The sequence below is a fragment of the Mumia xiangluensis genome (assembly GCF_010994095.1).
GTDB classification, from domain to species: domain Bacteria; phylum Actinomycetota; class Actinomycetes; order Propionibacteriales; family Nocardioidaceae; genus Mumia; species Mumia xiangluensis.
The window spans coordinates 463407-482609 of the sequence record NZ_WJYO01000001.1 but is presented as its reverse complement, the minus strand read 5'-3'; the positions used below and the strand labels follow the sequence as shown (position 1 = coordinate 482609).

Annotated in this window: 16 protein-coding genes; 10 read left to right on the top strand and 6 right to left on the bottom strand. The window is 70.6% G+C overall.

Features of this window, described 5'->3' with window-relative positions; all coding sequences use genetic code 11:
* Positions 1–32 precede the first annotated feature (32 nt).
* Positions 33–551 carry a DUF222 domain-containing protein gene (locus tag GH747_RS02095; protein WP_149767804.1) on the top strand — a complete coding sequence of 173 codons (519 nt, stop codon included), beginning with the start codon at positions 33–35 and terminating at the stop codon, positions 549–551.
* Between the two features lie 50 nt (positions 552–601).
* Here GH747_RS02095 and GH747_RS02090 read toward each other — a convergent pair whose 3' ends face one another.
* The 4 genes from GH747_RS02090 to GH747_RS02075 all read right to left on the bottom strand — a co-directional run bounded on the left by GH747_RS02090 (position 602) and on the right by GH747_RS02075 (position 4465).
* Entirely contained in the window at positions 602–2287 is a 1686-nt protein-coding gene (locus tag GH747_RS02090) for an ABC-F family ATP-binding cassette domain-containing protein (RefSeq protein WP_205602722.1), read from the bottom strand.
* 135 nt (positions 2288–2422) lie between these two features.
* Positions 2423–3016, bottom strand: a complete 594-nt coding sequence (locus tag GH747_RS02085; protein WP_149767802.1) for a DUF1707 SHOCT-like domain-containing protein — start codon at positions 3014–3016, stop codon at positions 2423–2425.
* A 109-nt stretch (positions 3017–3125) separates the two neighbouring features.
* Positions 3126–3626, bottom strand: coding sequence for a hypothetical protein (locus tag GH747_RS02080; RefSeq protein WP_149767800.1), 501 nt, complete (start codon positions 3624–3626; stop codon positions 3126–3128).
* 137 nt (positions 3627–3763) lie between these two features.
* Positions 3764–4465 (bottom strand): GAP family protein, encoded by a 702-nt coding sequence (locus GH747_RS02075; protein WP_149767798.1) that lies wholly within the window; start codon positions 4463–4465, stop codon positions 3764–3766.
* A gap of 132 nt (positions 4466–4597) precedes the next feature.
* Here GH747_RS02075 and GH747_RS02070 point away from each other — a divergent pair, with 132 nt between their 5' ends.
* A complete protein-coding gene (locus GH747_RS02070; RefSeq protein WP_149767796.1) occupies positions 4598–5314 on the top strand; it encodes a hypothetical protein in 717 nt (238 codons plus the stop codon).
* A gap of 79 nt (positions 5315–5393) precedes the next feature.
* On the opposite strand, the gene GH747_RS02065 is transcribed toward GH747_RS02070, so the two are convergent.
* Positions 5394–7469: a PhoX family protein gene (locus tag GH747_RS02065; RefSeq protein WP_149767794.1), complete on the bottom strand. Its 2076-nt coding sequence runs from the start codon at positions 7467–7469 to the stop codon at positions 5394–5396.
* A gap of 193 nt (positions 7470–7662) precedes the next feature.
* Here GH747_RS02065 and GH747_RS02060 point away from each other — a divergent pair, with 193 nt between their 5' ends.
* The 3 genes from GH747_RS02060 (at position 7663) to GH747_RS02050 (ending at position 12638) form a co-directional block, all read left to right on the top strand.
* The gene (locus tag GH747_RS02060) at positions 7663–9438 is read left to right on the top strand and encodes a cation:proton antiporter (RefSeq protein ID WP_149767792.1); all 1776 of its coding nucleotides are present in this window, start codon (positions 7663–7665) and stop codon (positions 9436–9438) included.
* A gap of 78 nt (positions 9439–9516) precedes the next feature.
* On the top strand, positions 9517–11205 hold the full coding sequence (locus GH747_RS02055) for an NAD(P)/FAD-dependent oxidoreductase (protein WP_149767791.1): 1689 nt from the start codon (positions 9517–9519) through the stop codon (positions 11203–11205).
* The gene (locus tag GH747_RS02050; protein ID WP_228552737.1) at positions 11202–12638 is read left to right on the top strand and encodes an ATP-binding protein; all 1437 of its coding nucleotides are present in this window, start codon (positions 11202–11204) and stop codon (positions 12636–12638) included. The genes GH747_RS02055 and GH747_RS02050 overlap by 4 nt, the downstream gene beginning before the upstream one ends.
* An 88-nt stretch (positions 12639–12726) precedes the next feature.
* Here GH747_RS02050 and GH747_RS02045 read toward each other — a convergent pair whose 3' ends face one another.
* Positions 12727–13752, bottom strand: coding sequence for a LacI family DNA-binding transcriptional regulator (locus tag GH747_RS02045; RefSeq protein ID WP_228552736.1), 1026 nt, complete (start codon positions 13750–13752; stop codon positions 12727–12729).
* A gap of 162 nt (positions 13753–13914) precedes the next feature.
* Here GH747_RS02045 and GH747_RS02040 point away from each other — a divergent pair, with 162 nt between their 5' ends.
* The 5 genes from GH747_RS02040 to GH747_RS02020 all read left to right on the top strand — a co-directional run bounded on the left by GH747_RS02040 (position 13915) and on the right by GH747_RS02020 (position 19203).
* Positions 13915–15432 carry a sugar ABC transporter ATP-binding protein gene (locus GH747_RS02040; protein WP_149767789.1) on the top strand — a complete coding sequence of 506 codons (1518 nt, stop codon included), beginning with the start codon at positions 13915–13917 and terminating at the stop codon, positions 15430–15432.
* Positions 15429–16472 carry an ABC transporter permease gene (locus GH747_RS02035; RefSeq protein ID WP_149767788.1) on the top strand — a complete coding sequence of 348 codons (1044 nt, stop codon included), beginning with the start codon at positions 15429–15431 and terminating at the stop codon, positions 16470–16472. Before GH747_RS02040 ends, GH747_RS02035 begins: the two co-directional genes overlap by 4 nt.
* On the top strand, positions 16469–17626 hold the full coding sequence (locus GH747_RS02030) for an ABC transporter permease (RefSeq protein ID WP_149767787.1): 1158 nt from the start codon (positions 16469–16471) through the stop codon (positions 17624–17626). Before GH747_RS02035 ends, GH747_RS02030 begins: the two co-directional genes overlap by 4 nt.
* A complete protein-coding gene (gene rhaS / locus GH747_RS02025; protein WP_149767786.1) occupies positions 17623–18669 on the top strand; it encodes a rhamnose ABC transporter substrate-binding protein in 1047 nt (348 codons plus the stop codon). The genes GH747_RS02030 and rhaS overlap by 4 nt, the downstream gene beginning before the upstream one ends.
* Before the next feature lie 114 nt (positions 18670–18783).
* A complete protein-coding gene (locus GH747_RS02020; protein WP_149767785.1) occupies positions 18784–19203 on the top strand; it encodes an L-rhamnose mutarotase in 420 nt (139 codons plus the stop codon).

Below are 19203 nucleotides of genomic sequence, written 5' to 3'. Positions count from 1 at the left end.
GCGTCATACTCCGGGCTGAGGGTCGGGCGGGGATGGCGAGAAGCCTGTGCACGAGTTCTCGTCGGCCCTCAAGAAGGGCGGAGACGACGCCATCGTGTTCGGCGAGGACCACCCCGACCGGCTCGACGAGGCCTACATCAGCGGCATGGAAGCGCGACCTGAAGGTGTCGCGGGTGGGCGACGGACATGCCGTCGACGGATTCCTCGACATCCCCACCGGTGCCAAGCTGCAGACGGTGCTCAGCTCGCTCGGCTCCGCGGTCGACCGCGACGACGACCGGACTCCCGCGCAGCGTCGCCTCGACGGGCTGGGCGCGTTGCTCGATGCCGTCCTCGACCATGGCCTGCCCACCCGCAAGGGGATCCGTCCGCACCTGCAGGTGACCGTCGACCTCGACCGTCTGCAGGGCACGCGCGGAGCGGAGCCGGCGCGGCTGGCGACCCCGGCGCAGCGGACCGCTGTGCACCTGCGCCAGGGCGGCCGTTGCGCCAGCCCCGGGTGCACCGGCACCGTTCTGGAGCTGCACCACCTCGACTGGTGGCCGCAGTAGTGGCCGCCAACGTCAGACCTCGCGTGGTTGCGCGCGTGCGCGCAGGTCTGTCACGTCGGGTTGAGCGCCAGCGTCGCGCCGTCCCAGCGCCGACGCCACCAGCGGTCGTGCGTGACCAGCACCACCGGGACCTTCGACGTCACCAGCGCGTCCTGCAGCTCTTCGACGAGCGCGACCGACAGGTGGTTCGTCGGCTCGTCCATCAGCAGCAGCTGAGGGGAGTCACTCACGACCCGCGCGAGAGAGAGTCGTCGCTGCTGGCCCACCGACAGGTCACCGACCGGCTTGTCGAGATCCCGCGGATGCAGCAACCCCGTACGCCGCAGCGCGTCGCGCCGCTCCTCGGCCGGACCCTCGTGCCCGTCCGCGAACACCGCCAACGCGCTCGCGCTCGGATCGGCGTACCGGTCCTCCTGCGGCAGGTAGCCGACCCGCAGCCGCCGCTGCCGTCGTACGGCACCCTCATCCGGCTCGATCGCTCCAGCCAGGACGCCGAGGAGTGTCGACTTGCCGGCGCCGTTGGGCCCGACGACCAGCAGGCGCGTCTCGGCGGTGACGTCGAGCGCCTCGATCCTCAGACGACCACGGACCTCGACGTCGCGGACCGACACGAGGACGCCGTCGCTCGGCGTGGCGGAGGCGAGACCTGCGAACGCGCGCTGCTCCGGAGGCGGTGGCACGACGTTCTTCTCCAGGCGAGCCAGGCGGTTCTCGGCGTCCCGCACCCGTCGCGACACCGCCGCGTCCTTGCGCTCGCCGAGGAAGTGCCCAATGAACTTGTCGTTGTCGCGAGGCGTCCGATAACCGTGCCCGATCTGGCGGCTCCCGCCCGTGAGGGTGGCCTTCGCCTCGTCGTACGCCTCGTCCCACGCGTCCCGCGCCTGGACCCAGCGCACGCGTGCGGAGGCCTTCGCATCGAGGTACGCGGAGTAGTCGCCGGTGTAGCGGGCCGGCCCGGTCGACGGCGTGCCGTCCGCGGCGAGGTGCAGGGTCGGGTCCAGGTCGAGCACGGCCGTGCACGCGGCATCGAGGAACGCGCGGTCGTGGGAGACGACGACGACCGCACCGTGCTGCTCCTTCAAGGCCCGCTCGAGGTAGTCCACAGCTGCGTCGTCGAGGTGGTTCGTCGGCTCGTCGAGCAGCATCAGGTCGGCTGACGTCACCAGGGCGAGAGCAAGCGCGAGGCGCGAACGCTGGCCGCCCGACAGAGTCATGAGGGGACGTTCGTCGGCAAGGTCGGCGAGCCCGAGCCCTGCGATCGCGCGTGCTGCACGTGCGTCCGCCGACCAGCCGTCGCGGCGGTCGTACTCGTCGAGCACGTCGCCGTACGACTCGAGAGCCTCCGCGTCGCCGTCGGACATCGCCGCCTCGAGCGTGCGCATCTCTTGCTCGAGCGTGCGGAAGTCGGCCAGCGCGCCGTCGATCGCGTCCCGGACCGTGCCGTCGTGCGGGAGGTCAGGGACCTGACCGAGGTACGTCACGTGGGCCGGCCGTGTCACCGTGCCGTGGTCGGGGACCTGGATGCCGGCGAGGACACGCAGCAGCGTCGACTTGCCGACGCCGTTCTCGCCGACCACGCCGAGGCGCTCGCCGGGTGAGGCGGTGACGTCGAGGTCGTCGAGGACGGGACGCAAGCCGTACGCGACCGTGATCCCTCGTGCGACGAGAGCCCGCGTGATGGCGGCCGCCGGAGCGGCGGGAGTGCGGGAGGACTGGCTGGAGAAGGACTGAGACACCGAGGAACCTCGTGGGGGTTCGGAGGGGCTCGCCGGGCGGATCGCCTCGGGCGCGAGCGGGTTCGGAGTCAGTTCTTCATCGCCCCTCCAGGATGGCACGGAGGAGCAAGCGAATTTTGAGGGGGGCGTTCGGCGTCAGTCGCGGCGCACGCTCACGCCGCCCCAGAAGGCCACGCCGCGGATACGTAGCGTCGGGCTGTCCGGGGTGACCTGGCTATCGTCGTGCGGGCCGCTGAAGCCGCCCATGATGCCGATGCCCTCGATCACGACACGGGTCGTCGGACCGACGACGATGTCGGCACCACCCATCACGGCGTTGACGGTGACGACGACCTCGGAGGCACTGAAGCGAGCCTGGCTCATGTCGATGTGCGCGCCACCCATCACGGCGACGACCTTGAGCTCCTGCGGGACGAGCCAGTCGCCGCGCCGCTCGAAGCCGCTGAGCACGGCGATCCCGCGCTCGCGGGTCGGCTCGCTGCCCGGGACGACCACGTTGCCGCGCCGGACGGGGACAGCGGGGGCGTACGGCTGTGCCGACGGGAGATCGACGGTCAGCGGCGCAAGGTCTCCGACGGTCCTGGCGCCGTACGCGGCGCCGAGCCGCTCGTCCAGCTCGTCCGGGTCGAGGCGGCCGTCCCCGGCGGCCTGGCGCAGGATCTCGGCGACGCGCTCGCGGTCCGCGTCGGACACGCGCATGTGCTGCGCCGGCTGCTCGGGTGTCTCCACGGGCTCAGGCTACCCAGCGGGCAGGGCTAAGCCGCGCGTCACCGGGCGCCGCCACGGGGAGGGCCGACGGGCGCGAGACCGTTGGAGGGTCGATCTCGCGCCCGTCGGGTCAGTCGCCGACCTTGTCGGCGGCGGCCGTCGCGGCCTTCTTCGCGGCGGCGGCGGTCTTGCGTGCCGACGTGGCGGCACCCTTGGCGGCGGACTTGGTGGCCTTCGCCGACTTCTTCGCGGTGGTGGAGGCGGCCTTCACCTTCGCCGCGGTCGCCTTGGCGGAGTCCTCGAGGTCGGTGGTCGCGCGCTGGGCGCGGATACGGCCGACCAGCGACTCGCCGCGGACGGCGAGCTCGGCGTAGGTGGACTCGAGCCCCTTGAGTGCATCGAGCGCGGCTGCCTGAGCCTTCTCCGGCAGCACCTTCAGCTGGTCGGGCAGGGTCTTGAGCTGCTCCGGGACGGTCTTGAGCTGCTCGGGCAGACCCTTGACCTCGCCGACGAAACCGTCGACCTCGTCGGCCGATGGGATGGACGCGCGGACCTTGGCGACGACGATGTCGCCGGCGCCGACGACCGCGAAGAGCGGGGTCGGGCTCGTGAGCTGTTCCTTGATGGCCATGCTGATGTCCCCTCGGTCAGGCTGCCCCTGTCGGTTGACTGGGACGTGTCCAGTCTTGGCGCAGACGCTTGCAATTGCAAGCGTCTGCTAGCAGGAGGAAGCGTGAAGCCGGTCACAGGGCTGCGGCGCCCCCGCCGTCAGAGCAGCCCGCCGATGCCGTGGAGTGCCAGCAGCACCCCGACGATGCCGACCGTCCATGCCGTCGCGGAGCCGGCGCTGCGCTCCGCCCAGGCGCCGAGACGTTCGAGGGGACGATCGACCCACCGCGCCGCGACGATCCGCAGCGCGAGGATCGTGAGCGCTGGGAGGATCATGACGACGCAGTATGCGGCCAGCGTCGCCACCGTCGTCGCTGCACCGAGGTCGGCCGCCGACAGGGCGCCGATCGCCGCGAGGTACGGGAGCATGCTCGCCGCCTCGATGACCCCCGCGACGAGCGCGAGCCCGGCGATGCCGCCTGGCGTCGCCAGGGCGCGCGTGATGCGGGCCTGCCAGCGCCGTGAGGACTCCGCAGGGTCCTGGCCCCGCTTCGCCTTCGCCTTCGGGTCGATCCGGTAGCTCAACCAGAACAGTCCGACACCGAGGACCGTCAGCACGGCGTACCCCGCGGTCGACGTGAAGAGGTCACCGAGCACGGGCACCAGTGCATGGGCGCCGGCGGCGAGCGCGAGTCCCAGCACGAGGTAGAAGACCGCGATCGTGACCAGGTAGACCACGACCCTGCCGAGGTGCCCGCGGCGGGTCGCCAGGATCAGCCAGACCGGGATCACGAGCGTCCCGATACTGGTGCTGTCGACCAGCGCCATGACCAGGAGGAAACCGGCGAGCTCGAGGGTCATGGTCCCAGCCTGGCCTTCGCCCGGCGCCGGCACATCGGCCAGAGGTCCATCGGAGCCCCCGCCCTTGGTAGGGGGTGCTCGACCCCTGGACGTCCGCACGCACGGACGCGATTGGTGTGGGACTGTCTCCCCATGCTCGCTGCTGTGATCTGGGGAGTCGTCGCTGCGTCGTCGTTCGTCCTGGGTGGAGCGATCGCTCTCGTACGTCCGCCGCGTCCGTCGTGGATCGCCGTCGGTGCAGGCGTCGGCGCCGGCGCGCTCATCGGGGCGGTCGCGTACGAGCTGATCGACGAGGCCGGCGCGCACGCCGGCCGGCCGTTCGTCGTCGCAGCGGGCCTGCTCGCGGGGGCGCTCCTCGCGGCGGGCATCTTCGTCGGGCGGGGCGGGCTCCGACAGGCCTTCGCCGACGCCGTGACGAGCGCCCCCGCTCTCCAGCACCGGTTCGCGACGCTGCTGCTGTCCGTCGCGTCAGAGGTGGTCATCATCGTGGGTGCGCTCGGGCACGGCCTGAGCCTCGCCGTGATCGTCGCCGTCTTCCTCTGCGGCGTCCCGGAGGCGATCGTCGGCACGGTGACGCTGCGGGCGGAGGGTGCCAGCCGCCGGAGGGTGATGGAGACCTGGGTGGCGCTGATGGGGTACGGCGGCGTCGTGGCCGTCGTCGCACACCTCGTCGTGTCCTCCGCCGCGGGCAACCTCGTCGCCGTCTTCCTCTCGCTCGCCGGCGGTGTGGTCCTGTCGACGATCGTCGCCCACCTCGTCCCGACCTCGTACGCGCGCCTCGGCGTGCTGTGTGCGTTCCCGGTGGTCGCCGGGTTCGCCCTGAGCGTCGCGCTCGTCGGCGTCGCCTGAGCGGCAACGCGACGACGCCTGCCCGGTGGGGTGGCACCGGACAGGCGTCCTCGGATGGGTGTCAGGCTCGGCGCGCCGCTCAGCGGCCCTTTCGCCAGACCGCCACGACACCCGGGCGCGGAACGGAACCCGGGCCATCGGGCCACTGTGACGCCGGGTTGTCGACGCTCGCGCCGGTCTTCTCACCCGGGTGCTGGACGCACACCATCACCCGGTCCTCGTCGATCCAGGGTCCGCACGTCTCCGCGCCCGCCGGGACGGTCAGGAACTGCTTGACCTGACCGCGCTTCGAACCCTCGAGAGGCACTCCGAACAGCCCGTCGTTCGATCCGAGCGCGTTGCCGTCGGTCGAGATCCACAGGTTGCCGTCCGGATCGAAGGCCAGGTTGTCCGGGCAGGAGATCGGCGAGACGCGCACCGGGTCGAACCCGCCCCAGTACGTGTTCGGGTCCTTCGGGTCACCGCACACCAGGAGCAGGTTCCAGGTGAACGCGTTCGCCGCGGCGTCGTCGCCGAGCTCGCTCAGCTCGAGGACGTGCCCGTGCTTGTTGGCGCTGCGCGGGTTCGCCTCATCGGCAGCGGCCTGCCCGGCAGCACCGCGGTTGGTGTTGTTCGTGAGCGCCACGTAGACCTTGCCGGTCTTCGGGTGCGGCTGGACGTCCTCGGGACGATCCATCTTGGTCGCGCCGACAATGTCGGCAGCCTGCCGCGTGAACAGCAGCACCTCCTCGGCCGTCATGCCCTTGACGTACGAGGTCGTACCGCTGACCAGCGGCACCCAGACGCCGGCTCCGTCGAACGCGCCGTCGCTCGGCAGGGCGCCCGTGCCGTCGATCTCCGCCTGCGAGGAGTTGCCCAGGAAGCGCGCGACGTACAGCGTCCCGTGGTCCAGGAGGTCGCGGTTGCGGCGACGGGCGTTCGCGTCGTTGCCGCGGGCGACCTTGCCGTCGGAGACGAACTTGTAGAGATAGTCGAACCGCTCGTCGTCACCCATGTACATCGCGACGCGGCCGTCGTCGGTGATGAACGGCTCCGCTGCCTCGTGCTTGAAGCGGCCGAGCGCGGTGCGCTTCTTCGGCGTCGACGTCGGGTCGTACGGATCGATCTCGACGATCCAGCCGAACCGGTTGATCTCGTTCGGGTCCTTGGCGAGGTCGAAGCGGTCGTCGAACCGCTCCCACTTGCGCTCGGTCGCGGCGTTGGCGGCGCCGTACCGCTTGAGGCGCGCGAGCGTGGTCGGGTCGGTGACCGTCGAGCCGTTGGCGAAGTACTGGTTGAAGTTCTCCTCGGCGGTCAGCCACGTACCCCAGGGGGTGAGCCCGCCACCGCAGTTGTTGAGGGTTCCCAGCGCCGTACGTCCGCGCGGGTCGGCCTTGGTGCGCACGAGCGCGTGGCCCGCGACCGGGCCGGTCAGCTCGAACTCGGACTGCGTGTGGAGGCGACGGTTCAGCCTGTGGCCGACGACCGGCTTGAGGTTGCCCGTACCGCGCTCCTCCTGGACGACCACGACGCTCAGCCCGTGGGCGGCCCAGCCGATCTCGACCTGGTCGCGCGTCGGGTTGGCCGCGTCGTAGCCGCGGTGCATCATCTGCTCGGTCGTGTACTCGTGGTTCACGACCATGAGGTGCTGGCCACGACCCAGCGGGAGAAGGCCGAGGAAGTCGTTGTTGAAGCCGAACTGCTTGCGCTGCGCCGCGGGCGTCTGCTTGTCGACGTCGAACGCGGGCACGCCCTTGAAGAGCGGGTCGCCCCAGGCCATCACGACGGCCTGCGCGTAGCCCGGCGGAGTCGTCACCTGGTCGAGGGTGTTCGGCTCGACGGGCACGAAGTCGAGGCCACGGCCGGTGCCACCGCCGTGGCCGCGACGCGCACCCAGACCGGCGACGGCCGGTGCGGGGGCGGCGGCAGCGGCGCCCGCCGTACCCAGCGACGCGCCTGCGGCGACGCCGGCGACGGAGATCACGGCTCCGGTGCGGAGGAGCCCGCGACGGGACAGGCCGGTGGCGACGTCGCCGAAGTACTCGTTGTCAGAGGTGTTCGGCTCGTCATGGGCGCACGCGTCGCCGCACCGCATGCGGCACGTGAGCGCAGACCGGCCGGACGCACAGGGCGAGCCGGACGATCCGGAGCTGAGGAACGGGAGCAAGGGGGGCACGGAGACTCCTGATGTCGAGATGCACGATCTCTCGGCACGCTAGGAATCTGACGCGTCGTCGCTCCGACCCCGACACGAACGACGGGTGAACACTGCATGGCCGCCCTCGGCGCGGCAGCATGGTGCAGGGTCGACGGCGGCGGGTCGTCGGAGGCAGGCCGACGGCAGCTGGTGACGGAGGAGGGTACGACGCATGGACTACCTGCTCGTCGGCATCGCGGCGATCGTCGCCATCGTCGGGGTCACGGTGATCGCACCGCGCATCGGCGTGGCCGCGCCGCTCCTGCTCGTCCTGTTCGGGTTCGCCATCAGCCTGCTGCCGGTCGTGCCGCCGATCGAGATCGACCCTGAGCTGGTGCTGGCGGGCGTGCTCCCGCCGTTGCTCTACTCGGCGGCCGTGTCGATGCCGACGATGGACTTCCGTCGCGACTTCACGGCGATCTCGGGACTGTCTGTGCTGCTCGTGCTCATCAGTGCGCTGCTGCTCGGCCTGTTCTTCACCGCCGTCGTGCCGGGGATCGAGCTGTCGACCGGGATCGCGCTCGGCGCGATCGTCAGCCCGACCGACGCCGTCGCCACGTCGATCGTCAAGCGCCTCGGAGTGTCGCCCCGGGTCGTCACGGTGCTCGAGGGCGAGAGCATGCTCAACGACGCCTCGGCCCTGGTGCTGCTGCGCTCGGCCATCGTGGCCACCGCCGCATCGGTCACGCTGTGGGGTGTCGCCCTGGACTTCGTGTGGGCGGTCGTCGCGGCGGCGGTGATCGGGGCGATCATCGGACGGATCAACCTCATCCTGCGCAAACGCATCGCCGAACCCTCGCTCAGCACCGCGATCTCGTTCGTCGTCCCGTTCGTCGCGTACGTCCCCGCCGAGCACCTCGGAGCGTCCGGTCTCGTCGCCGCGGTCACCGCGGGTCTGGTCACAGGGCAGGGCTCCGCGAAGTTCCTCCGTCCCCAGGACCGCATGTACGAGGCGTCGAACTGGCGGACGATCGAGCTGCTCCTCGAAGGCGGCGTCTTCCTGCTCATGGGGCTCGAGCTGTACGGCGTGCTGGAGGACGTCCGCGACGCGCACGACAGCACGGTGCGGGCGCTGCTCATCGGGGTCGCCACGGGCGCGATGATCCTGGTGATCCGCGCGGTGTACGTGCTGCCGCTGCTGATCTCGGCGCGCAACCGACGGCGCAGGGCACCCGAGCGGCGTGAGCTGATCGCCGGGATGCAGGACCAGCTCGACGCGGGCAACATCCCCGAGCGGCCCGGCAGGGGCCACGGACGCCAGCGATCCTCCGACGACCCTCGGGCGCAGCAGCGCGACGCCGAGCACGAGCAGCGCGTACGCCGGCGGATCCGTCAGCTGCTGGCCGACGTCGACTACGTGATGGCCGTGCCGCTCGGCTGGCGGGAAGGCGTCGTGCTCGTCTGGGCGGGCATGCGGGGCGTCGTGACGCTGGCGGCGGCCCAGTCGCTCCCGCAGGACACTCCCGAACGCTCGTTCCTCATCCTGATCGCATTCGTGGTGGCGGCAGGGACGCTGCTGGTGCAGGGCGGCACCCTCCCGTGGGTGGTGCGCGTCCTCGGCCTCGCCCACGACGACGAGGGCGAGGCGGCGGAGGCGGCCCAGCTGCGGGCCGAGCTCAACCGCGCGGCGGTCGCGCTCCTCGAGAAGCCCGACCTGCGGGCGAGCGACGGCACGCCGTACGACGCCGAGGTGCTTCGGCTGGCGACCGAGCGCATGCGGCGCGAGATCGACCGTGAGGAGGAGGACTCGACCGAGACGGCAACGGTGCGGGCGCACATGCTGGAGCTGCGCCTGCGCACGCTCGAGGCCGAACGACGCGCGCTCCTGCGCGCACGCTCGCTGGGGACCTACAGCTCCGCAGCGCTGTCCGAGGCGTTGCGGATGCTCGACGCCGATCAGATCAGCCTCGAGCTCAAGGCGAGACCCCTTCCCGGCGATCCCGAGTGACCGGGCCCGCCTGGACCGGTTGGGCTGGTGGGGAGAGGATGGACATCCGATGCTGTGCGCCACTCGTGAAGGATCTGCATGACGGACACGTCCTCTCGCCGGGGAGACGATCAGCGCCCGGCGCTGCTGACAGTCGACGACGACCCTGCGGTCTCGCGCTCGATCGCGCGGGACCTGCGTCGCCGGTACGGCTCGACGCACCGGATCGTGCGCGCCGAGTCCGGCGACCAGGCGCTCGAAGCGCTCCGTGAGCTGAAGCTGCGGGGCGAGGAGGTCGCCGTCCTGCTGGCCGACCACCGGATGCCGCGGATGACGGGGATCGAGTTCCTGGAGCAGGCTATGGACCTCTTCCCGGCGGCGCGTCGCGTCCTCGTGACGGCGTACGCCGACACCGAGGCCGCGATCGACGCGATCAACCTGGTCGACCTCGACTACTACCTGCTGAAGCCGTGGGACCCGCCGGACGAGAAGCTCTACCCGGTGGTCGACGACCAGCTCGCCGCGTGGGCGCGCAGCGAACGGCACCCGGTCGGCGAGACCAAGCTGATCGGGCACCGGTGGTCGGCCCGCTCGTCGGAGGTGCGCGAGTTCCTCGCACGCAACCAGGTCCCGTACCGCTGGTTCGCCTCCGACTCGTCCGAGGGTCGCGCGCTCGTGGCCGCTGCCGAGCTCGAGAGCCCCGAGCTGCCGGTGGTCGTCACGCCGGCCGGCGACGTGCTCGAGGCGCCGAGCGACGCGGAGATCGCCGACCGGGTGGGCCTGGTGACGCAGCCGAGCTCCGACTTCTACGACCTCGTCGTCGTCGGCGGTGGTCCGGCCGGCCTGAGCGCCGCGCTGTACGGCGCGTCCGAAGGTCTGCGGACGGTGCTGGTCGAGCGCACCGCGACCGGCGGGCAGGCCGGGCAGAGCTCGCGGATCGAGAACTACCTCGGGTTCCCCGACGGGGTCTCGGGCGCCCAGCTCGCGGACCGGGCGCGGCGGCAGGCGCTGAAGTTCGGTGCCGAGATCGTCACGACCCGAGACGCCGTCGGCCTGGAGATCAACGGCTCCGCGCGGAGCGTACGCTTCGCCGACGGGAGCAGCCTCGACGCGCAGACGGTGATCCTCGCGGGAGGTGTCGCGTACCGGCGCCTCGACGGGCCGCGCCTCGACGACATGAGCGGGCGTGGTCTCTACTACGGCTCGGCGCTCACCAACGTGAACGCGTGCTCCGACCAGGACGTGTACGTCGTCGGCGGCGCGAACTCCGCCGGCCAGGCAGCGATCGCGCTGGCGCGCGAGGCTCGCAGCGTCACCCTGCTCGTCCGTGGGCCGTCGCTCGCACAGTCGATGTCGGCCTACCTCGTCGACCAGGTCGAGGCGCACCCGCGGATCCGCGTGATGACCTCGACGGAGGTCGCGGAGGGGTGTGGCGACGGCCACCTCGAGGGTCTGGTCCTGCGCGACGTGAAGACCGGCGAGACGACGACGGTCGCGTGCGGGTGGGCGTTCGTCTTCATCGGCGCCGTGCCAGGCACCGAGTGGCTCGACGGCGTCGTCGTACGCGACCCGCACGGGTTCGTCCCCACCGGGCCGGATCTCGTCGAGGACGGCGCGAGGCCGCCGGGCTGGACCCTCGACCGGATGCCGTACCACCTCGAGAGCAGCGTCCCCGGCGTCTTCGTGGCCGGCGACGTCCGCGCGGAGTCGGCGAAGCGCGTCGCCTCCGCCGTGGGAGAAGGAGCGATGGCCGTGATGCTGGTGCACCGTTATCTGGAGCAGCTGTGAGTACGCCCGGACACCTCCCGTGCGACATCGCCGAGCTGCGCACGATGTTCCTGTTCGAGCGGCTCGAGGACTGGCAGCTGGTGTGGCTGTGCGAGCACGGGCACGTGGAGCAGGTCGAGCCCGGGTGGCTGGTCCGGGAAGGCGACCCGGCCACGTGCTTCTACGTGATGCTCGAGGGGTCGGTCGCGCTCTTCCGCACCGTCGGCGGGGACGACGTCGAGGTCTCGCGCACGACGCAGCCGGGTGTGTACACCGGTGCGTGGTCGGCGTACCTCGGTGACCGCGCCCCCCAGGGGTACGGCGGTTCCACCCGCGTGCTCGCCCCGTCGCGGTTCTTCGTCATCGACGCTGCCGACTTCTCGACCCTCATGCACGACTGGTTCCCCATGGCGGTGCACCTGCTCGAAGGCCTGTTCTTCGGGCAGCAGAACACGCAGGCCGCGATCGGCCAGCGCGAGCGGCTCCAGGCCCTGGGGCAGCTGTCGGCCGGGCTCACCCACGAGCTCAACAATCCGGCGTCGGCGGCGGTGCGTGCCACGTCGACGCTGCGGGAGCGGGTGGCGGCGATGCGGCGCAAGCTCGCCTTCATCGCCGAGGGCCCGTACGACCGCGCGACGATCGCCGCACTCATGCGGTTGCAGGACGAGGCGCTCGAGCGTCGGGCGAAGGCCCTGCAGCAGGAGCCCGTGGGCGCGCTCGAGGCCACCGACCGCGAGGACCGGATCGCCGACTGGCTCGACGAGCACGGACTCACCGATGCCTGGGACGTCGCGCCGGTGCTCGTCCAGAGCGGACTCGACGAGGAGTGGCTGCGCAGCGTCGAGGACCGGGTCGACGCCGACGCCCTCGGAGGTGCGCTGCACTGGCTCTCGTACACCCTCGAGACCGAGGAGCTGATGGCCGAGATCGAGGACGCGACCACCCGGGTCTCGACGCTGGTCGACGCCGCCAAGCAGTACTCGCAGCTCGACCGTGCGCCGTTCGTACGCACCGACGTGCACACGCTGCTCGACGCCACGCTCGTCATGCTGCAGAAGAAGCTGACGGGTCTGCAGGTCGTGAAGGAGTACGACCGGAGCATCGCGGAGGTGCCGATGTACGCGGCGGAGATGAACCAGGTGTGGACCAACCTGATCGTCAACGCCGTGCAGGCCATGGAGGGGTCGGGCACGCTCACGATCACCACGCGGCGCGTCGAGGACTGGTGCGAGGTCGAGATCGGCGACACCGGTCCCGGGATCGCGCCCGACATCCGGGACCGGATCTTCGAGCCGTTCTTCACGACGAAGGCGGTTGGTGAGGGGACGGGGCTCGGTCTCGACATCTCGTGGCGCATCGTCGTCCGCAAGCACCACGGCGACCTCCGGGTGGAGTCGGAGCCAGGAAGCACGCGCTTCACGGTCCGCATCCCGTACGACACCCCGGCCACCTGACGACCGGCCGCGTCCCCGATTTGTGGGCTTTGACAAGGAATCGAGGCGGGAGTTCCTTGCTGAATGCCACAAATCGCGGACGGGAGGGTCAGCCGAGGGTGGAGGCGCGCGCGACGAGCTCGGGCTCGAACACGATGTGCTGTCGCTCGCCGTCGCTGCCTGACTCGATCTCGGCGAGCAGCATCTCCGCGGCGCGCCGGCCCATCTCGCGCGACGGCTGCCGGATCGAGGACAGCGGGATCGCCGCCGCAGCGGCGTACTCGATGTCGTCGTAGCCGATCAGCGCGACGTCCTGCGGGGTGCTCACGCCGCCGAGGGTGAACGCCTGCAGCATCCCGATCGCGATCAGGTCGTTGGCCGCGAATACCGCGTCGGGGCGCTCGTCGGGCGGGAGCGCGACGATGCGCTGGCCCTCCGCCAGGGCCGGCTCGAGGTGCATGCCTGCGATCTCGCGGTACTCGAGGGTCGCGCCCGCGCACTCCGCGACCGCCTGTCGTGCGCCTTCGAGGCGGTCCCGGACCTGCTCGATCTCCGTGGACGCGCCGACGAAGAGGATGCGCCGCCGGCCGGTCTCGAGCAGGTGCGCCACGGCGAGGCGTCCGCCGAGGACGTCGTCGACGGACACGGAGCTGTACGACTCGGTCGAGGCGAGCCGGTCGACGAGGACCACGGCCATCCCGCGGGAGCGGAGCCGGTCGAGCCGGTCGAGCACGTCGCCGACGGGGGAGATGAGGACACCGTCGACGCGCTGCTCCTCGAAGAGGTCGAGGTACGCGGACTCGCGGGCGGCGTCCTCCGCGCAGTTGGCCAGCAGCACGCTGCGCAGCCGCGCCGTCACCTCGTCCTCGACGCCTTGGGCGACGTCGGTGAAGAACGGGTTGCGGATGTCGAGCACGATGAGCCCGACGGACCGGGAGCGGCCCTGGCGGAGCTGACGTGCGGCCTCGTTGCGGACGAACCCGAGCTCCTCGATCGCGGCGAACACGCGCTCCGCCGTCTGGGCCGAGACCTTGGTCGGGTGGTTCAGCACGTTGGACACCGTGCCGACGGAGACGCCGGCGCGCGCCGCGACGTCGCGCAGGCTGGTCGCGGGGTGGGGGTGCTGTGCTGCCACGGGAACTCCTCGTACGGGTGACAGAAGTCTGCCACTGAATCGTTTCAAAATCTCTCTTGACCATGTGTCCCAGGTCATATACGTTGTGAACGCCAGGTTAATTGAAACGATTCAAACGCGGAACCCTCTGCGCCGTGCGAACGGAAGTCGGTGAACTAGTCGATGGCAACAGCCGCCCCCGGGACGGTCGCGCTCGAGCTGCGTGACGTGTCCAAGACCTTCGGACAGGTGGTCGCCCTCAGCTCGGGCAGCCTGACCGTGACGACGGGGTCGATCCACGCTCTCGTCGGCGAGAACGGCGCCGGCAAGTCCACGATGGTCAAGATCATCGCCGGACTGTACCGCCCCGACGGGGGCACGTACGCCCTTTTCGGCGAGGCCGTCGACTTCCGCACCACCGCGGAGGCCAAGGACGCCGGGATCGCCGTGATCTACCAGGAGCCGACGCTCTTCCCCGACCTCAGCGTCACCGAGAACATCTTCATGGGCCGTCAGCCCCGCGGCCGCCTCGGACGCATCGACCGCAAGGCGATGGACACCGAGGCGCGCGCGCTGTTCGCGCGGCTCGGAGTGCCGATCGATCCCGAGCGCCCCGCAGACGGCCTCTCGATCGCCGACCAGCAGATCATCGAGATCGCGAAGGCGATCTCCCTCGACGCCCGCGTCCTCATCATGGACGAGCCGACCGCGGCACTCAGCGGCGTCGAGGTCGAGCGCCTCATGACGATCGCCCGCGCGCTGCGCGACGAGGGTCGCGCACTCGTGTTCATCTCGCACCGCTTCGACGAGGTCTTCAGCCTCTGCGACACGATCACGGTCATGCGCGACGGCGCGTACGTCTCCACCGACCGCATCGCGGACGTGACCGTCGACGACATCGTCCGCCGCCTCGTCGGGCGCGACGTCGACGACCTCTATCCCAAGCAGGAGGCCGAGATCGGGGAGGTCGTCCTCGAGATCTCCGGCCTGACGCGCGCCGGACTCTTCCACGACGTCGACCTCCAGGTGCGCCGCGGTGAGATCGTCGGCCTCGCGGGCCTCGTCGGCGCCGGCCGCAGCGAGATCGTGCAGGCAGCCTTCGGTGTCGACCCGTACGACGCGGGCACGGTGAAGGTCAACGGCAAGAAGGTGCCACCGAACGACCCTGCGGCCGCGATCCGGCTCGGCATCGCGCTCGTCCCCGAGGACCGCCGCAAGCACGGCCTCGTCCTGGACTCCACCATCACCCGCAACATCACGATGGCGATCCGCCGCCGGCTCAGCCGCGCCGGACTGCTCTCGTCCGGCGCCGAGGTCACCACCGCGCGTGACTGGGCATCGCGCCTCGAGGTGAAGACCACCACCCTCGACACGCTCGCCGGCACCCTGAGCGGTGGCAACCAGCAGAAGGTCGTCCTCGCGAAGTGGCTGAGCACCCGCCCGGACGTGCTGATCGTCGACGAGCCCACCCGTGGCATCGACGTCGGCACGAAGGCCGAGGTCCACCGGCTGCTCTCCGAGCTCGCCGGCGAGGGGATGGCTGTGCTGATGATCTCGTCGGAGCTCCCCGAGGTCCTCGGCATGGCGGACCGGGTCGTCGTCGTCCACGAGGGCCGCATCACGGCCGAGCTCAACCGCGAGGACGCCACACCCGAAGCCGTCATGTATGCCGCGACCAACACCCAGGGGGCTTCCGCATGAGCACCGCCACGCCCACCGCGCCCACCACCGCGCCGCCGCCCCCGCCGACCACCGGCGACCGGGTCCGCAAGCTGCTGCAGGCGCGTGAGACCGGCATCGTCCTCGCGTTCCTCGCCGTGCTCGCGGTGACCACGGCGATCAACCCGTCGTTCCTGTTCAGCAAGGACGGGTGGCGCGACCTCTTCCTGACGCCGTCGATCCTGGTCGTCCTCGCCGTCGGCCAGGCCATCGTCATCATCACCCGCAACGTCGACCTGTCCGTGGGCTCGATCCTTGGCCTGGTGGCGTACGCGACGGGCCGGATGTTCGTCGACACGGGCCTGCCGATCCTCGTCGTGCTGCTGCTCGGCGTCCTCTTCGGCGTCGTGCTCGGACTGATCAACGGCGCGCTGGTCGCGTTCGCGAAGGTGCCAGCGCTGGTCATCACGCTCGGCACGCTGTACGTCTACCGCGGCGTGATGATGTCGTGGGCCGGCTCTGACCGGATCAACGCCTCCGACATCCCGAGCGGTCTGCTCTCGTTCGGCACGTCGTCGATCCTCTGGATCCCGTCGCTCGCCTGGATCTCGTTCATCGTCCTCGCCATCGGGGCGTACCTCATGGGCCGCACCCGCGGCGGCCGCGAGATGTACGCGATCGGCTCGGACCCCGACGCGGCCACGCTCTACGGCCTCAAGAAGACGAAGCGCACGCTGGTCGCGTTCGCCGCCTCCGGTGGTCTCGCGGGTCTGGCCGGCGTCCTGTACGTCGCGCGCTACGGCACCATCAGCTCCGGCGCCGGTCTCGGCATCGAGTTCGAGGCGGTCGGTGCCGCGGTCATCGGCGGCGTCGCGATCTTCGGCGGCAGCGGCACCGTCCTCGGGGCCGCGGTCGGCGCCTACCTCCTGATGACCATCAACCGTGGTCTGCCGATCCTCGGCATCCAGGACTTCTGGCAGCGCGCCGTGGTCGGCCTGCTCATCATCGTCGCGATCGTGCTGGACAAGGTCCTCAAGGACCGACAGCACAAGAAGCTGCTGGCAGAGAGGGACGCCGAATGACCAGCCTGATCCACCCCTCCGACACCTCCACGCAGCAGCGCGCCCGGACGTACCGCGACCACCAGCGCCCGCTGTGGCAGCGGGTCCTGTTCAGCCGCGACGTGGCCGTGTGGGCGGCGCTGGTCGTCGTCTACCTGTACGCGTCGGCGACCGTGCCGTTCTTCGACCGGCCGATCACCATCACGTACCTGCTCCTCGACGTCGCGCCGATCCTGCTGATCGCGCTGCCGATGACCTTGGTGATCATCACGGGCGAGATCGACCTGTCGGTGGCGAGCACCGTGGCGCTCGCGAGCGTCTCGTTCGGCGTCCTGTACGACAAGGGTGCGCCGATCGTCCTCGCGGCCGTCGCCGCCCTGCTGGTTGGCGTCGTGTGCGGCGCGTTCAACGGGTTCCTCGTGACCGTGGTCGGGCTGCCGTCGCTGGCCGTCACCATCGGCACGCTCGCCCTCTACCGCGGCATCGCGGTCGGCCTGCTCGGCACGACGGCGATCACCGACTTCCCGGACGGCTGGACCGACTGGGCGCGGGGCCGCATCGGCGAGTCCGACATCCCGTCGATCATGATCCCGTTCGCGGTGCTCGCGATCGCGTTCATCATCCTGCTCCACTTCACCGCCTTCGGACGCGGCGTCTACGCGATCGGCCTCAGCGAGGGCGCGGCACGCTTCTCCGGCATCCGGGTCGAGCGCACCAAGCTGATCCTGTTCGTGCTCGCCGGCGCGGTGTCCGCGCTGGCCGGCATCTACTACACGCTCCGCTACGGCAGCGCCCGTGGCGACAACGCCAACGGCATGGAGCTGCAGGTCATCGCCGCGGTGCTCCTCGGCGGAGTCTCGATCTTCGGCGGACGAGGTGCACTTCCCGGCGTCATCGCCGGTGTGCTCCTCATCGGGGCGATCGGCAGCGCGCTGCGCCTCGCCGACCAGACCGCCGACGTCATCAACATCGTCACCGGCCTGCTGCTGGTCGTCTCGGTCGTGGGCTCCAGCGTCCTCGGCTGGATCAGCAGCAAGCGGCGAAGGCGTGGCGCCCCCGAACCCCAGCACGACAGCACCGGATCCGGCACGACCGGATCCGGACAGACAGAGCCTGGCAACACCCTGACCGACACGGACGGACCGGTCGGCGAGCGAGAGAGAGATGACCGATGACTACAGCAACCCCGAGGCGACGCGGCCTCGCCCGGTTCGTCCCGGCCGTCGCCGCAGTTCTCGGCCTGAGCCTGGTGCTCACGGCCTGTGGCGGAGGCGACGACGAGGGCGGCTCCGGCGACGGCGGCGGTGACCTGTCGGTGACCTTCCTGCCGAAGAACCTCGGCAACCCGTACTTCGACGCATCCTCGACCGGTGGAAAGGCCGCCGTCGAGGAGTTCGGCGGCACCTTCAAGGAGGTCGGCCCGTCCGAGTCGACGCCGGACTCGCAGGTCAGCTACATCAACACGCTGACCCAGCAGGGCGTCGGCGCGATCGCGATCTCCGCCAACGACCCCGAGGCCATCGGCGACGCGCTGCAGGAGGCTCGCGACGCGGGCACCAAGGTCGTGACCTTCGACTCCGACACCAACCCGGAGTACCGCGACCTCTTCGTGAGCCAGGCCGACGCGCAGGGCATCGCCACCAAGCAGGTCGAGCTCATCGCCAAGGCGATCGGTGACGAGGGCAAGATCGCGATCCTCTCCGCCTCGGCGAACGCGACGAACCAGAACGAGTGGATCAAGCTGATGGAGGAGGACCTCGCGGCGAACCACCCGAACATCGAGCTCGTCGAGACGGTCTACGGCGACGACGACGACCAGACGTCGTTCGACAAGACCGCCGCGCTTCTTCAGAAGCACTCCGACCTCAAGGGGATCATCTCCCCGACGACGGTCGGCATCGCCGCTGCGGCCCGCTACCTGTCGGACTCGCAGTACAAGGGCAAGGTCGCGCTGACCGGTCTCGGCACCCCGGACCAGATGCGTGAGTACGTCAAGGACGGCACCGTCGGCTCGTTCGCGCTGTGGAGCCCCGAGGACCTCGGCTACCTGACGGCGTTCGCGGCCAAGGCGCTCATCGACGGTGACATCAAGGGCGACGAGGGCGACACGTTCGAGGCAGGCAAGCTCGGCGAGTACACCGTCGGCGCCGACAACACCGTCATCCTCGGCGATCCGCTCGAGTTCAACAAGGACAACATCGACGACTTCAACTTCTGAGTCGACGAGGTTGACAGACCGCCCAGGCTGACCGCCTGGCGACGAACGTGGTCCCCGGCCGCCGCTGCGGCATGGGGCGGCCGGGGACCACACACCACACCACTCGGAGGAACGATGCGCCGCGTCTGCTTCCAGCTGCAGGTCCGGCACGACCGGATCGACGAGTACAAGCGCCGCCACGCCGCGGTGTGGCCCGAGATGCTCGAGGCGCTGTACGCCGCCGGCTGGCACAACTACTCGCTGTTCCTCCGGCCCGACGGGCTCCTGATCGGCTACCTGGAGACGGAGTCGCTCGAGGCGGCGCAGGCCCAGATGGCGGCCACCGACGTGAACCGTCGCTGGCAGGCCGAGATGGGCGAGCTCTTCGAGGACCTCGACGGAGCGCCCGACGAAGGCTTCCTCGAGCTGGAGGAGATCTTCCACCTCGAGGACCAGCTGGCCGCTCATCACGAGGCGGCCACGACACCGGCGGCACAGATCCCGACGGAAGAGACGAGCGCGTACGAGACCCGTGCGCATGGAGAGAGCAACTGA

Coding starts and splice junctions, on each gene's coding strand:
- GH747_RS02035 (WP_149767788.1), top strand. CDS start 15,429: ATGAGCACCGCCACGCCCACCGCGCCCACCACCGCGCCGCCGCCCCCG.
- GH747_RS02070 (WP_149767796.1), top strand. CDS start 4,598: ATGCTCGCTGCTGTGATCTGGGGAGTCGTCGCTGCGTCGTCGTTCGTC.
- GH747_RS02030 (WP_149767787.1), top strand. CDS start 16,469: ATGACCAGCCTGATCCACCCCTCCGACACCTCCACGCAGCAGCGCGCC.
- GH747_RS02020 (WP_149767785.1), top strand. CDS start 18,784: ATGCGCCGCGTCTGCTTCCAGCTGCAGGTCCGGCACGACCGGATCGAC.
- GH747_RS02060 (WP_149767792.1), top strand. CDS start 7,663: ATGGACTACCTGCTCGTCGGCATCGCGGCGATCGTCGCCATCGTCGGG.
- GH747_RS02075 (WP_149767798.1), bottom strand. CDS start 4,465: ATGACCCTCGAGCTCGCCGGTTTCCTCCTGGTCATGGCGCTGGTCGAC.
- GH747_RS02080 (WP_149767800.1), bottom strand. CDS start 3,626: ATGGCCATCAAGGAACAGCTCACGAGCCCGACCCCGCTCTTCGCGGTC.
- rhaS (WP_149767786.1), top strand. CDS start 17,623: ATGACTACAGCAACCCCGAGGCGACGCGGCCTCGCCCGGTTCGTCCCG.
- GH747_RS02040 (WP_149767789.1), top strand. CDS start 13,915: ATGGCAACAGCCGCCCCCGGGACGGTCGCGCTCGAGCTGCGTGACGTG.
- GH747_RS02055 (WP_149767791.1), top strand. CDS start 9,517: ATGACGGACACGTCCTCTCGCCGGGGAGACGATCAGCGCCCGGCGCTG.
- GH747_RS02095 (WP_149767804.1), top strand. CDS start 33: ATGGCGAGAAGCCTGTGCACGAGTTCTCGTCGGCCCTCAAGAAGGGCG.